The following is a 14,246-nucleotide window of genomic DNA, read 5'->3' as shown; positions in this document are numbered from 1 at the left end:
CGTGCTTCGATGCGTCGGCGGCGACCACAGCAAGGTGCGACACACCCCATGACCAGACGTCTCCTCGTCACCGGCGGCGCCGGCTTCATCGGCTCCGCCCACGTCCGCGCGCTGCTCGGCCCGACGGGGCCGCGGGACGTCGCGGTGACCGTGCTCGACGCCCTCACCTACGCGGGCAGCACCGCCCGGCTCGACGCCGTGCACGGCGACCCTCGCCTCACGTTCGTGCACGGCGACGTGTGCGACGCCCGCCTTGTCGACCGGCTCGCCGCCGGGCACGACGAGATCGTGCACTTCGCCGCCGAGTCGCACGTCGACCGCTCCATCGAGTCCGGCGCGGCCTTCGCGCGCACCAACATCCTCGGCACGCAGACCCTGCTGGACGCGGCCCTGCGGCACGGGGTGCGCACCTTCGTGCAGATCTCGACCGACGAGGTGTACGGCGACCTGCCGACCGGGGCCGCCACCGAGGAGTCCCCGCTCAGCCCCAACTCGCCCTACGCGGCGTCGAAGGCGGCGGCCGACCACCTGGCCCTCGCGCACCACCGCACCCACGGCCTCGACGTCCGCGTCACCCGGTGCTCCAACAACTTCGGGCCGTACCAGCACCCCGAGAAGCTGATCCCGCGCTTCCTCGCCGCGCTGCTCGGCGGCGGCACCGTCCCCGTCTACGGTGACGGTCTGCAGATCCGCGACTGGCTGCACGTCGACGACCACGTCCGCGGCATCGAGCTGGTGCGCACCGCGGGGCGCCCGGGACGCACGTACAACATCGGCGGCGGCACCTCGCTGACCAACCTCGATCTGACCGGCCGGCTGCTCGCCCTGTGCGGCGCGGGTCCGGACCGGATCCGGCACGTGAGCGACCGCAAGGGCCACGACCGCCGGTACGCGGTGGACCACAGCCGGATCAGCGAGGAACTGGGCTACCGGCCCTCCGGCGACTTCGAGCGCCGGCTCGCCGAGACCGCCCGGTGGTACCGGGAGCACGAGGAGTGGTGGGCGCCGCTGCACGCGGCGGCCTGAGCGGGCGGCGCCGCCCGGAGGTCAGGCGCGGCGGCCCGTCTCCGGCGCCGCCGCCGTCGAACCGCGCACCACCAGCTCCGGCATGAACACGAACTCGGTGTGCGGAGCGGGCGTGCCGCCGATCTCCTCCAGGACCGCGCGCACCGCCGCCTGCCCCATGGCCTGCACCGGCTGGCGGATCGTGGTCAGCGGCGGGTCGGTGAACGCGATCAGCGGCGAGTCGTCGAACCCGACGACCGACACGTCCTGCGGGACCCGGTGCCCCGCCTGGCGGGCGGCGCGGATCGCGCCCAGCGCCATCATGTCGCTGGCGCAGACGATCGCCGTGCAACCTTGCGCAAGAAGTGAGGTGGCCGCCGCCTGACCGCCCTCCATCGTGTAGAGGGAGTGCTGGACCAGGGCCTCGCTCTGCTCCGACGTCAGGCCCAGGTGCTCGGCCATGCCCGCCTGGAACCCCTCGATCTTGCGCTGCACCGGGACGAACCGTCGCGGGCCGACTGCGAGCCCGATCCGGGTGTGCCCGAGCGAGGCGAGGTGCGCGACGGCGAGCCGGGTCGCGGCCCGGTCGTCGGTCGACACGAACGGCGCCTTGATCTGCGCCGAGAAGCCGTTGACGAGCACGAACGGGATACCCTGGCCGCGCAGTTGGTCGTAGCGCTGGGTGTCGGCCGTGGTGTCGGCGTGCAGTCCGGAGACGTAGATGATCCCGGAGACGCTGCGCTCGACGAGCATCTCCGTGAGCTCGTCCTCGGTGGAGCCGCCCGGCGTCTGCGTGGCGAGCACCGGTGTGTAGCCCTGCCGCGTCAACGCCTGGCCGATGACCTGGGCGAGCGCGGGGAAGATCGGGTTGTCGAGCTCCGGGGTGATCAGGCCGACCAGGCCCGCGCTGCGTGTGCGCAGCTTGGGCGGGCGCTCGTAGCCGAGCACGTCGAGCGCGGCCATGACGGATTCGCGGGTGCCGGAGGCCACACCGGGCTTGCCGTTGAGCACGCGGCTGACTGTGGCTTCACTGACCCCCGCCTGGGCTGCAATGTCGGAGAGCCGCGCGGTCATGGCATTGGACTGTACCGGTTACCTGGGGGAATGCCCACCGACCGGAGGAAACCGCTGTCCGCAACCTTCTTGGAAGGTGTTGCAGAGCTCTGCACGGCGTGAATCCATCGCCCTGATGGCCCAACTTCGGTTCTTGCGACGGGGGTTGCGAGAATTCTGCCCGCTTATGTCCCTGTCTGCCCCCACCTGTCAAGCGATTCTTCGGCAACCTTCCGGACACGGCGATGTAACGATGGCCCGTCCTTGCAGAAATTTCGCGCAAGGTCTTTCGCCGGGCTTTCCACACTGTTACGTTCACGTCGCCCGGCGGCCGCAGCGGCGCAGCCGGCAAGTCGGTCAGGAGAGCGGTCGGGACCGCTCTCCGCCCACTCACGGGCTTTCACTCTCTAGGAGATCTCATGCGGCGTGGCATAGCGGCCACCGCGGTGGTGGCGTCCCTCGCACTCGCGGCGACGGCCTGCGGCGGAAGTGACGACGACGGCGGCAAGGCGTCAGGGCCGGTCACCATCACGTGGTGGGACACGTCGAACGCCACCAACGAGCAGCCCACGTACGAGGCCCTGGTCAAGGACTTCGAGAAGGCCAACCCGGACATCAAGGTCAAGTACGTCAACGTGCCGTTCGCCCAGGCGCAGAACAAGTTCGACACCGCGGCCGGCGCCAGCGGTGCCCCGGACGTGCTGCGCGCCGAGGTCGGCTGGACCCCCGCGTTCGCGAAGAAGAGCTACCTGCTGCCGCTCGACGGCACCGAGGCGCTCACGGACAAGGACAAGTTCAAGCCCAACCTGCTCAAGCAGGCCCAGTACGAGGGCAAGACCTACGGCGTCCCGCTCCTCACGGACACCCTCGGTCTCGTCTACAACAAGGCCCTGTTCAAGAAGGCCGGCATCACCGAGGCGCCGACCACCTGGGACGAGCTGAAGAAGGACGCCGCCACCATCAAGGCGAAGACCGGCGTCGACGGCTACTGGGGCTCCGAGAAGGGCTACTACTTCCAGCCGTTCCTGCTCGGCGAGGGCACCGACACCATCGATGCCGCGAGCAAGAAGATCACCCTGAACTCGGCCGAGGGCAAGAAGGCGGCCAAGACCTGGCTGAGCACCTTCAACGGCAAGGGCCTGCACAAGGCGGACGTCACCGCCGACTCGTACGCCCACCGCCAGGACGCCTTCGTCAACGGCAAGGTCGCCATGACGATCGAGGGTCCGTGGGAGGTCACGAACTTCTACAAGGGCTCCGCGTTCAAGGACAAGACGAACCTCGGTGTCGCCACGGTCCCGGCGGGCTCCTCCGGCAAGGCGGGCGCCCCGACCGGCGGCCACAACCTCTCCGTCTACGCGGGCTCGGACAAGGCCCACCAGGCCGCGTCCCTGAAGTTCGTGAAGTGGATGACGTCGGCGAAGACGCAGACGCAGATCGCGCTGAAGAACGCCACGCTGCCCACCCGTGACGACGCGTACACCGCCGAGGTCACCAAGGACCCGGGTCTCGCCGGCTTCCAGAAGGCGCTCTCCGTCGCCAGCCCGCGCCAGGAGCTGCCCGAGTACAGCTCGCTGTGGGGCCCGCTCGACACCGAGCTGCCCAAGGCCGCCAGCGGCAAGGAGGGCGTCGACAAGGCCCTCTCCGACGTGGTGACCCAGTACGGCAAGCTCCTGCCGAGCGGCTTCTCCGAGTAATCCCCTGATCAGGTGCCGCGGTCCCACCCATCAGCCCGCCCCGCGCGTGGGACCGCGGCACCCGCCGACCCCGTACCACCCGAAGCCTTTACCCAGCCGCAGCCCAGAAGGTGTTCCCCCATGACTGTCGCCGTCGAGCGTCCGGCCGCCTCCAGCGGAGGTGACCGTGGCCGGCGTCCGGGCCTGATAGCCCGGCTGAAGAACGGTTACCAGAAGCACTGGTACGCATACGCCATGATCGCCCCGGTGGTGATCGTGCTCGGCCTCATCGTGCTCTACCCCCTGGTCCGCGGCTTCTACCTGACGCTCACCGACGCCAACAGCCTCAACTCGGCCCGCACCATCGGCGTCAACCACATCGACGCGACCTACAAGTTCATCGGCCTGGACAACTACGCCGACATCCTGTGGGGGCCCACGTCGTACGACCGCTTCTGGTCGCACTTCATCTGGACGATCGTGTGGACGGCGTCCTGTGTGACGCTGCACTACGTCATCGGCCTCGGCCTGGCGCTGCTCCTCAACCAGAAGGGGCTGCGCGGCCGCACCTTCTACCGCCTCGTGCTGATCCTGCCGTGGGCGGTGCCGACGTTCGTCACCGTCTTCGCCTGGCGGTTCATGCTCGCCGACGGCGGCGTCATCAACACCACCCTGGACGCGCTGAGCCTGCCCTCGCCGTCCTGGCTGGAGGACCCGCACTTCCAGCAGCTCGCCGCCATCATCGTCAACACGTGGTGCGGCGTGCCGTTCATGATGGTCTCGCTCCTCGGCGGACTGCAGTCCATCGACTCCACGCTCTACGAGGCCGCGGAGATGGACGGCGCGACCGCCTGGCAGCAGTTCCGGCACGTGACGCTGCCGGGTCTGCGCTCGGTCAGCTCGACGGTCGTCCTGCTCGGTGTCATCTGGACGTTCAACCAGTTCGCGATCATCTTCCTGCTGTTCGGCAACACCGCGCCTGACGCACAGATCCTCGTCACCTGGGCCTACTACCTCGGCTTCGGCCAGACGCCGCGCGACTTCGCCCAGTCCGCCACCTACGGCGTCCTGCTCCTGTCCCTCCTCATCGTGTTCACCTCCGTCTACCGCCGCTGGCTGAACCGCAATGACGTTTCAGTCGCCATCTGACGCAGCAGGAGCAGCCACCGCCATGACCACGAGCACCGAACCCCTGGCCACGACCACCGTCAAGGACGCCACCGAGTCGCCCGCGCGCGTGAACACGCCGCGCCGCGGCCGGCGCAGCACCAAGATGTCGGTGACCAGCCACACCGTCCTGATCGTCGCGAGCCTCGTCGCCCTCTTCCCGATCGCCTGGCTGATCTTCCTCTCGCTCGGCCCGGGCAAGGACGACTATCTGCACCCGTCGCGGATCCTCGACACGGCGACGCTGAGCAACTACACCCACGTGCTGCAGCACACCAACTTCCTGAAGTGGCTGGGCAACACGCTCATCGTGTCCCTCGGCACCACCGTGATCGGCGTGCTCGTCGCCGCCACCAGCGGCTACGCCGTCTCGCGGATGAAGTTCCCCGGCTACAAGAAGTTCATGTGGATCCTGCTGGTCACGCAGATGTTCCCCGTCGCGGTCCTCATGGTCCCGATGTACGTGATCCTCTCGGACCTCGGCCTCATCGACACCTACGCCGGCCTGATCATCGTCTATCTGACGACCGCCGTGCCGTACTGCGCCTGGCTGATGAAGGGCTACTTCGACACGATCCCCCTGGAGATCGACGAGGCGGGCCGGGTCGACGGGCTCTCGCCGTTCGGTACGTTCTTCCGGCTGATCCTGCCGCTGGCCCGTCCCGGCCTGGCCGTCGCCGCGTTCTACACCATGATCACCGCGTGGAGCGAGGTCGCGTTCGCCAACACCTTCCTGCTCGACGACCAGAAGTACACGCTCGCCGTCGGCCTGCAGACCTTCGTGAGCCAGTACGACTCCCAGCGCCAGTACATGGCCGCCACGGCCGTGCTGATCGCCGTCCCCATCTCCGCAGTGTTCTATCTCGTCCAGAAGAACCTGGTCACCGGCCTCACGGCGGGTGGCACCAAGGGCTGAACCGCCCCGCACCACCGACCAGTCGTCCAGCCCCTCACGTCTCCCAAGGACACCATGAGCCAGCACTCCACGGACCAGTCACCCGTGTTTGCCACCACGACCCGCGAAGCCTCCGACTGGTGGCGGGACGCCGTCATCTACCAGGTCTACCCGCGCAGTTTCGCCGACAGCGACGGCGACGGCACCGGCGATCTGGAAGGCATCCGCCGCCGTCTGCCGTACCTGCGCGACCTGGGCGTCGACGCGGTCTGGCTGTCCCCCTTCTACGCCTCCCCCCAGGCCGACGGCGGCTACGACGTCGCGGACTACCGTGCGGTCGACCCGATGTACGGCACCCTGCTGGACGCGGACGCGGTGATCCGTGACGCGCACGCGCTGGGTCTGCGGATCATCGTGGACCTGGTGCCGAACCATTCCTCGGACCAGCACGAGTGGTTCAGGCGCGCCGTCGCGGAGGGGCCGGGTTCGCCGCTGCGCGACCGCTACCACTTCCGTCCCGGCAAGGGCGAGAACGGTGAACTGCCGCCCAACGACTGGGAGTCGATCTTCGGCGGTCCGGCGTGGACGCGGCTGCCGGACGGGGACTGGTATCTGCACCTGTTCGCGCCGGAGCAGCCGGACCTGAACTGGGAGCACCCGGCGGTCGCCGACGAGTTCCGTTCCATCCTGCGGTTCTGGCTGGACATGGGTGTCGACGGCTTCCGTATCGACGTCGCGCACGGCCTGGTCAAGGCCGAGGGCCTGCCGGACCTCGGCGGCGCCGACCAGCTCAAGCTGCTGGGCAACGATGTCATGCCGTTCTTCGACCAGGACGGCGTGCACGACATCTACCGTTCGTGGCGGAAGATCCTCGACGAGTACGACGGCGAGCGCATCTTCGTCGCCGAGGCGTGGACGCCGACGGTCGAGCGGACCGCGAACTACGTCCGCCCCGACGAACTGCACCAGGCCTTCAACTTCCAGTACCTGGGCGCCCCGTGGGAGGCCGACGAGCTCCGGAAGATCATCGACACCTCGCTGGACGCCATGCGTCCGGTGGGCGCGCCGGCGACGTGGGTGCTGTCCAATCACGACGTCACCCGGCACGCGACGCGCTACGCCAACCCGCCCGGTCTCGGTACGCAGATCCGCACGCCGGGCGACCGGGAACTGGGGCTGCGCCGGGCCCGTGCGGCGACGCTGCTGATGCTGGCGCTGCCCGGATCCGCGTATGTCTACCAGGGTGAGGAGCTCGGCCTGCCGGACGTCACGGATCTGCCGGACGAGGTGCGCCAGGACCCCTCGTTCTTCCGGGCGCAGGGCCAGGACGGGTTCCGTGACGGGTGCCGGGTGCCGATCCCGTGGACCCGCGCCGGATCCTCGTACGGCTTCGGTGACGGCGGCAGCTGGCTGCCGCAGCCGGAGGGCTGGGGCGAACTGAGCGTCGAGGCGCAGACCGGGCAGGACGGCTCGACGCTGGAGATGTACCGCTCCGCGCTGGCCGTGCGGCGCACGCAGGCCGGGCTCGGCGCCGGGGACAGCGTCACCTGGCACGATGACGCTCCGGCCGGGCTGCTGCACTTCGAGCGCCCCGGATTCGCCTGCACCGTCAACACCACCGGCGTCCCGGTGCGGATCGCGGCGCCGGGCACCGTGCTGCTCGCGTCGAGCCCGGTCACCGTCGAGGACGGCGAGGTCGAACTGCCCGCCGACTGCACGGTCTGGTGGGCCGCGTGACGATCCCGACGCCGCGGGGTGCCGCCGAGAACGGCGGCACCCTGCGGCTCCACGACATCGCGGCGCAGGCCCAGGTCAGCGAGGCCACCGTGAGCCGGGTCCTGAACGGTAAACCCGGCGTCGCGGCGGCCACCCGGCAGAAGGTCCTCGCGGCCCTCGACGTGCTCGGCTACGAGCGCCCCGTGCGGCTGCGCCGCCGCAGCGCCGGGCTGATCGGCCTGGTCATCCCCGAGCTGACGAACCCGATCTTCCCGGCGTTCGCGCAGGTCATCGAGCAGGTCCTGGCCGGATACGGCTACACGCCCGTGCTCTGCACGCAGATGCCGGGCGGCGCCACCGAGGACGAACTCGTCGAGCAGCTGGAGGAGCGCGGTGTGAACGGCATCGTGTTCCTGTCCGGACTGCACGCCGACACCACGGCGGACTCGGCGCGCTACGCCCGGCTCGCCGAGCGGAAGGTGCCGTTCGTCCTCATCAACGGCTTCAACGAACACATCAACGCGCCGTTCGTCTCGCCCGACGACCGGTCGGCGGCGCGGATGGCCGTGCGTCACCTCGTCGACCTGGGGCACGAGCGCATCGGGCTCGCCATCGGACCGACCCGTTTCGTGCCCTCGCGGCGTAAGGCGGAAGGGTTCGTGGCGGCCCTGCACGGCATGCTCGGACTGCCCCGTGACGAGGCCGAGAAGCTGATCCAGCGCACCCTGTTCACCGTCGAGGGCGGCCACGCCGCCGGCGGCGCCCTGCTCGACCTCGGCTGCACCGGCATCGTGTGCGGCTCCGACCCCATGGCACTCGGCGTCATCAGAGCGGTGCGCGAGCGCGGCCTGAACGTGCCCCGCGACATCTCCGTCACCGGGTTCGACGACTCCCCGCTGATCCCGTTCACCGACCCGCCGCTGACCACGGTGCGTCAGCCGGTGCAGGCCATGGCGACGGCCGCGGTGGGAGCGCTCCTCGAAGAGATCGGCGGAACGCCCGTACAGCGCACGGAGTTCGTCTTCCAGCCGGAGCTCGTCGTGCGCGGCTCCACCTCACAGGTGGCCCGCCGCCCCTGACCCGTCCCGGGCGCCGGCGGGGCGAGGACCGCGCGAGCCCCGGTCACGGGGTCCCCCGCCCGGCGCCGCCCCGGTTCGCCGGCCCGCACACGGCGAGCACGCGCGGGGGCGGGGCGGGGGCCATGGACATCGAGATCGACGGGCCGGGCGCACCCGCCGTGGCTGTCGTCGGCGTGCTCGGCCAGGAGGCCGGGAGGCCGGGAGGCCAGGGGGCCGGGAGGCCGGCGCTTCGCTCGACATCACACAGACGGAGATCGACGCCCTGCGGGAGCTGCCGTGGGCGCCGGCCGCGCAGAGCCTGAAACTGGCCCGGTTCCCGGTCGGTCCGCTGAAGGAGCGGGACCCCGCCCGCAGCACCGAACTCCCCTTCCGCGTCACGGAGATACACGGTCGGGCCGCGCCGGACGCGGACCTGCTGCGCGCCGACCGTCTCGTCGGGCGCTGGAGCCACCGGTCCGAACGCCGGGCGCGTGGAACCCGGCGGGGCCGGGCCCTCGGCGCCGGACCGGAAGCGTGGTTGAACGTAACACCGCTGGAACGCTTGCGTAAGTCCTTGCAGGCAGAATCCCCTTCTTTTGTCTCCGAGTTGTGGAGGCCGCGTCCAAAGGGTTGACCGAGGCTGCAGTGGCTCATACCGTCGGCCCGCAATCACTTGCAGCAAGATTCGTAAGATCCCCCCACCGGCTTACGGGCATGGCGCGTTGCCCTTCGAACCAGGAGGAACCATGGCCAGAAAGTCCGTGGCTGCCGCACTCGCCGTTCTGGCGGGAGCCGCTGCCGCCGTCACGGTCCCGGCTCCGGCGCAGGCCGCGCCCTCCGGCGACAAGGACGTCACCGCGGTGATGTTCGAGTGGAACTTCGCCTCCGTCGCCAAGGAGTGCACGGACACGCTCGGCCCGGCCGGGTACGGCTACGTGCAGGTCTCCCCGCCCAACGAGCGGGTGCAGGGCAGCCAGTGGTGGACCGCGTACCAGCCGGTCAGCTACAAGATCGCCACCCGGCTCGGTGACCGCGCCGCCTTCAAGAGCATGATCGACACCTGCCACGCCGCCGGCGTGAAGGTCGTCACCGACACGGTCATCAACCACATGGCCAACTCCTCCGGCACCGGCACCGGAGGCTCCTCGTACAGCAAGTACGACTACCCTGGCACGTACTCCAGCGCCGACATGGACGACTGCACCACCGACATCAACAATTACGCGGACCGCTGGAACGTGCAGCACTGCGAGCTGTCCGGGCTGCCCGACCTCGACACCGGCGAGGAGAACGTCCGCAAGACCATCGCCGGATACCTGAACGACCTGCTGTCGCTCGGTGTCGACGGGTTCCGTGTCGACGCCGCCAAGCACATCGCGGTGGAGGACCTGGAGAACATCAAGTCCCGGCTCACCGACCCGAACGCGTACATGAAGCTGGAGACCATCGGCGCGTCCGGCGAGGCCGTGCGGCCCAGCGAGTACGAGGCCGTCGGCGACCCGCAGGAGTTCACCTACGCCTACGACCTCAAGCGGGTCTTCGGCAGCGAGAAGCTCTCGTACCTGAAGAACTTCGGCGAGGCCTGGGGCTATCTGCCCAGCAACAAGGCGTCCGTCTTCGTCACCAACCACGACACCGAGCGGGGCGGCACCACCCTCACCTACAAGGACGGAGCCACCTACACCCTCGCGCAGATCTTCTCGCTGGCCTGGCCGTACGGCTCCCCGGACGTCCACTCCGGCTACGAGTTCACCGACACCGCCGCCGGAGGCCCCAACAGCCGCCAGGTGAACGCCTGTTACACCGACGGCTGGAAGTGCCAGCACGCCTGGCGCGAGGTCGCGAGCATGGTGGCCTGGCGCAACACCGCGCACGGCGAGGCCGTCACCGACTGGTGGGACAACGGCGGCAACCAGATCGCGTTCGGCCGCGGCGCCAAGGCGTACGTCGCCATCAACCACGAGTCCTCGTCGCTGACCCGCACCTTCCAGACGTCGCTGCCCGCCGGCGACTACTGCGACGTACAGAGCGGCAAGGGCGTCACCGTGAACTCCTCCGGACAGTTCACGGCGACCCTCGGCGCCAACACGGCACTCGCCCTCCAGGTCGGCGCCAAGACCTGCGGCGGCAGTGACAGCGGCGGCGGCAGTGACGGCGGCGCGGTGGCGACCGGCGCCTCCTTCAGCGTCAACGCCACCACCAACTGGGGCGAGAACATCTACGTCACCGGCAACAAGGCCGCGCTCGGCAACTGGAACACCGCCGACGCCCTGAAGCTCGACCCGGCCGCCTACCCGGTCTGGAAGCTCGACGTGGCCCTGCCCGCCGGCACCTCCTTCGAGTACAAGTACCTCCGCAAGGACGCCGACGGCAACGTCACCTGGGAGAGCGGCGCCAACCGCACCGCGACCGTCGGCTCCTCCGGGCTCCTCACCCTGAGCGACACCTGGCGCAGCTGACGCCCCTGCACCTCCTGACGTGACCGCCCGGCGCCCCGCCTCCCCGCAGGCGCCGGGCGGTCGACACCCGCCCATCTGGACATGACTACAGACGAGGAGCACGCCCGCGTGTCCGGCTCATCCCGCACATCGCTGCGAAGACCGCCCCGAAGAACCGTCACCGCCCTCGCCTTCTGCGCGGCCCTGGCGGCCACGCTGCCCGCGACGACCGGCCACGCGGCGACGGCGCCGCCGAAGCCGCCGTCGGACGCCCGGCTCGCCGCACAGCCCACCCGGCCCGCGGTCAGCCGCGAGCAGTTCTACCTGCTGCTGCCCGACCGTTTCGCGAACGGCGACCACGCCAACGACGAGGGCGGTCTGACCGGCGACCGCATGACGACGGGCTACGACCCGACGGACAAGAACTTCTACCAGGGCGGCGACCTCAAGGGCCTCACCGACAAACTCGACTACATCAAGGGCCTGGGCACGACGGCCATCTGGCTCGCGCCCGTCTTCAAGAACAAGACGGTCCAGGTGCGCGACGGCAAGGCCACCGCGTCCTACCACGGCTACGCCGTCACCGACTTCACACACGTCGACCCGCACTTCGGCACGGACGCCGACCTGACCCGCCTCATCGGCAAGGCCCACGCCAAGGGCATGAAGGTCTACTTCGACGTCATCACCAACCACACCGCCGACACCGTCGACTACGCGGAGAAGAAGTACGGCTACCGCAGCAAGGGCGCCTACCCCTACCTGGACACCGAGGGCCGCCCCTTCGACGACAGCGTCGGCATGGCGACCGTCGACACCGACTCGCTGCCGTACACGCCGCACAACACGGGCGAGATGGTCCCGTCCTGGCTCAACGACCCGACGATGTACCACAACCGCGGCGACTCCACCTTCGCCGGAGAGAGCGCCCTGTACGGCGACTTCTACGGCCTCGACGACCTGTGGACCGAGCGGCCCGAGGTCGTCAGCGGCATGGAGCGGATCTACGAGAAGTGGGTCGAGGACTTCGACGTCGACGGCTTCCGCGTGGACACCGCGAAGAACGTGAACATGGAGTTCTGGACGCAGTGGGCGACCGCCCTCGACGCCTACGCGCACCGCCACGGCCGCGACGACTTCTTCCTGTTCGCCGAGGCGTTCTCCGCCGACCCCGCGATCACGGCCCCGTACGTCACCCGGGGCCGCCTCGACTCGACCCTCGACTTCCCCTTCCAGTCCGCGGCCCGCAACTACGCCTCGCGCGGCGGCCCCGCGAGCGACCTTGCCGACGTCTTCGCCCAGGACTACCGCTACACCACCGACAAGACGAACGCGTACAGCCAGGTCACCTTCCTCGGCAGTCACGACATGGGCCGCATCGGCTACGCCCTGCAGTCCGACAACCCGAAGGCGAGCGACACCGAACTCCTCCAACGGGACAAGCTCGCGCACGAGTTGATGTTCTTCTCGCGCGGCAGCCCGGTGATCTACTCGGGGGACGAACAGGGCTTCACCGGCTCCGGCGACGACGTCGACAGCCGGCAGACGATGTTCGCGTCGAAGGTCGCCGACTATCTCGACGACGACGAGATCGGCACCGACCGGACCCACGCCGACGACTCCTACGACACGGCGCACCCGCTGTACAAGGCGATCGCCGCCCTCTCCAAGCTGCGCAAGCAGAACCCGGCGCTCGCCGACGGCGTGCAGAAGGAGCTGTACGCGAAGGACTCCGTGTACGCGTTCTCGCGCACCGGGGACGACCGCGAGTACGTCGTCGCCGTGAACAACGCCACCGAGGCGAGGACGGTCGAACTCCCGGTGGAATCAGCCAGGTTCTCGACGCTGTACGGCGGTTCGGGCAGCCTGCGCGCCGCGGGCGGCACGATCGCGGTGACCGTACCCGCGCTCTCCTCGCTCGTGCTGCGCGCCGACGGCAGGCTGCCCGCGCCGGCATCCGCGCCCACCCTGTCGCTGCAGGCACCGGACGCCGGGGCCACCGGCACCGTGACCGTCGCCGCCGACCCGGGGAACACCACCGGCGCGCGCGTCGTCTTCGCCGCCCAGGTCGGCAACGGACGGTGGCGCACCCTCGGCACCGCCGACCACGCCCCGTACCAGGTGACCCAGGTCCTCCCGTCCTCCGTGACCGGAGGAACCGCCCTGCGCTACAAGGCGGTCGTGGTCGACCGCGCCGGGCACACCGCTAGCGCCCTCGCTCGGAGCACCGCCGGTGCGAGCCACGCCCCGCAGAAGCCCAAGGCCGAACGGCACCGCGCGGTCGTCCACTACCGGCGCGCCGACGGTGACTACACCGGGCTCACCCTGCGCACCTCCGACGGGACCAGCGCCGAGTTCTCCGGCCGCGACGCCTACGGCGCCTTCGCCTGGCTGACCCCCGCCGACGGCACCGGCGAGATCCGCTTCACCGTCGAGCGCGACGGCGTAGCCGAAGGACCCGAGCGGGCCCTGGACTTCGCCGCGACGAGCGAGGTGTGGACCCAGGAGGGCACGGCCGCCGTGGAGGCGACCCGCCCCGCCGACGCCTACCCGCCGCAGGACACGACGAAGGCCGTCATCCACTACCACCGCGCCGACGGCGACTACGACGGCTGGGGCCTGCACACCTGGACCGGATCGGCACATCCCCCGGAGTGGAACGACCCGATCGAGCCGGTGCGTCGCGACGCGTTCGGCCTGGTCTTCGAGGTGCCGCTCAAGGACGGCGCCGGCTCGCTGAGCTACATCATCCACAAGAAGGAGGAGAAGGACGTCCCGGCCGACGAGGCCCTCGACTTCTCCCTGTACGGCCACGAGGTGTGGCGCGTCGCGGGCGACGCCGCCTACCTCACCCCGTCGCTCGGCGGCGCCTTCCCTCTCGATCTCGATCCCGGCGCGGCCGCGGCCACCTGGCTGGACGAGAACACCGTCGTCTGGCACGGCACCGGGGCCGGCGTCGCCAGCCAGCAGCTCGTGTACGCCGCCGACGGCGGGATCACCCTCCAGGACGGCGCGCTGTCCGACGAGGGCCGCTGGCTGCGGCTGATCCCCACCGAGCTGACCGACGCGCAGAAGAAGGCGCACCCGGATCTCGCCGGCACCACCGCCTTCACCATCGACCCGCGCGACCGCGACCGGATCCCCGAGGCGCGCCGGGCCACCCAGCTCCTGGCGACCCAACGGGCCGACAGCGGCGCCCTGTTGGGCGCCACAGCAGTGACAGAAACACAGCAGAAGG

8 protein-coding genes and 1 pseudogene are annotated in these 14,246 nt (G+C 70.0%); 8 read left to right on the top strand and 1 reads right to left on the bottom strand.

Translation table 11 applies throughout. The annotated features are described in order from the left end of the window. Positions 1–48: 48 nt before the first annotated feature. A complete protein-coding gene (gene rfbB, locus J3486_RS24840) occupies positions 49–1,026 on the top strand; it encodes a dTDP-glucose 4,6-dehydratase (RefSeq protein ID WP_207823873.1) in 978 nt (325 codons plus the stop codon). 21 nt (positions 1,027–1,047) lie between these two features. On the opposite strand, the gene J3486_RS24835 is transcribed toward rfbB, so the two are convergent. After that, a complete protein-coding gene (locus tag J3486_RS24835; RefSeq protein ID WP_207823871.1) occupies positions 1,048–2,079 on the bottom strand; it encodes a LacI family DNA-binding transcriptional regulator in 1,032 nt (343 codons plus the stop codon). 398 nt (positions 2,080–2,477) lie between these two features. Here J3486_RS24835 and J3486_RS24830 point away from each other — a divergent pair, with 398 nt between their 5' ends. From J3486_RS24830 to J3486_RS24800, 7 genes and pseudogenes are all read left to right on the top strand, one after another. Next, positions 2,478–3,755, top strand: a complete 1,278-nt coding sequence (locus J3486_RS24830) for an extracellular solute-binding protein (RefSeq protein ID WP_207823869.1) — start codon at positions 2,478–2,480, stop codon at positions 3,753–3,755. Positions 3,756–3,875: 120 nt separating this feature from the next. After that, positions 3,876–4,883, top strand: coding sequence for a carbohydrate ABC transporter permease (locus tag J3486_RS24825; protein ID WP_207823867.1), 1,008 nt, complete (start codon positions 3,876–3,878; stop codon positions 4,881–4,883). A gap of 22 nt (positions 4,884–4,905) precedes the next feature. Next, positions 4,906–5,817 (top strand): sugar ABC transporter permease, encoded by a 912-nt coding sequence (locus J3486_RS24820; RefSeq protein ID WP_207823866.1) that lies wholly within the window; start codon positions 4,906–4,908, stop codon positions 5,815–5,817. Between the two features lie 54 nt (positions 5,818–5,871). Beyond that, a complete protein-coding gene (locus J3486_RS24815; RefSeq protein WP_207823864.1) occupies positions 5,872–7,533 on the top strand; it encodes a glycoside hydrolase family 13 protein in 1,662 nt (553 codons plus the stop codon). Beyond that, positions 7,530–8,591, top strand: coding sequence for a LacI family DNA-binding transcriptional regulator (locus J3486_RS24810; RefSeq protein WP_374194765.1), 1,062 nt, complete (start codon positions 7,530–7,532; stop codon positions 8,589–8,591). Before J3486_RS24815 ends, J3486_RS24810 begins: the two co-directional genes overlap by 4 nt. Before the next feature lie 725 nt (positions 8,592–9,316). Beyond that, positions 9,317–11,029 carry a carbohydrate-binding module family 20 domain-containing protein gene (locus J3486_RS24805; RefSeq protein ID WP_207823860.1) on the top strand — a complete coding sequence of 571 codons (1,713 nt, stop codon included), beginning with the start codon at positions 9,317–9,319 and terminating at the stop codon, positions 11,027–11,029. Positions 11,030–11,110: 81 nt separating this feature from the next. Beyond that, a pseudogene (locus tag J3486_RS24800) lies at positions 11,111–14,227 on the top strand (alpha-amylase family glycosyl hydrolase); the annotation flags it as partial. Between the last annotated feature and the right edge of the window lie 19 nt (positions 14,228–14,246).

The sequence above is a fragment of the Streptomyces sp. VRA16 Mangrove soil genome (genome assembly GCF_017377775.1).
GTDB lineage: Bacteria > Actinomycetota > Actinomycetes > Streptomycetales > Streptomycetaceae > Streptomyces.
The sequence above is the reverse complement of the archived record's forward strand: the minus strand, read 5'-3'. Positions and strand labels throughout refer to the sequence as shown.

What these genes read in the sequence shown, in the direction of transcription:
- rfbB (WP_207823873.1), top strand. Translation starts at nt 49, where the DNA reads ATGACCAGACGTCTCCTCGTCACCGGCGGCGCCGGCTTCATCGGCTCC.
- J3486_RS24835 (WP_207823871.1), bottom strand. Translation starts at nt 2,079, where the DNA reads ATGACCGCGCGGCTCTCCGACATTGCAGCCCAGGCGGGGGTCAGTGAA.
- J3486_RS24830 (WP_207823869.1), top strand. Translation starts at nt 2,478, where the DNA reads ATGCGGCGTGGCATAGCGGCCACCGCGGTGGTGGCGTCCCTCGCACTC.
- J3486_RS24825 (WP_207823867.1), top strand. Translation starts at nt 3,876, where the DNA reads ATGACTGTCGCCGTCGAGCGTCCGGCCGCCTCCAGCGGAGGTGACCGT.
- J3486_RS24820 (WP_207823866.1), top strand. Translation starts at nt 4,906, where the DNA reads ATGACCACGAGCACCGAACCCCTGGCCACGACCACCGTCAAGGACGCC.
- J3486_RS24815 (WP_207823864.1), top strand. Translation starts at nt 5,872, where the DNA reads ATGAGCCAGCACTCCACGGACCAGTCACCCGTGTTTGCCACCACGACC.
- J3486_RS24805 (WP_207823860.1), top strand. Translation starts at nt 9,317, where the DNA reads ATGGCCAGAAAGTCCGTGGCTGCCGCACTCGCCGTTCTGGCGGGAGCC.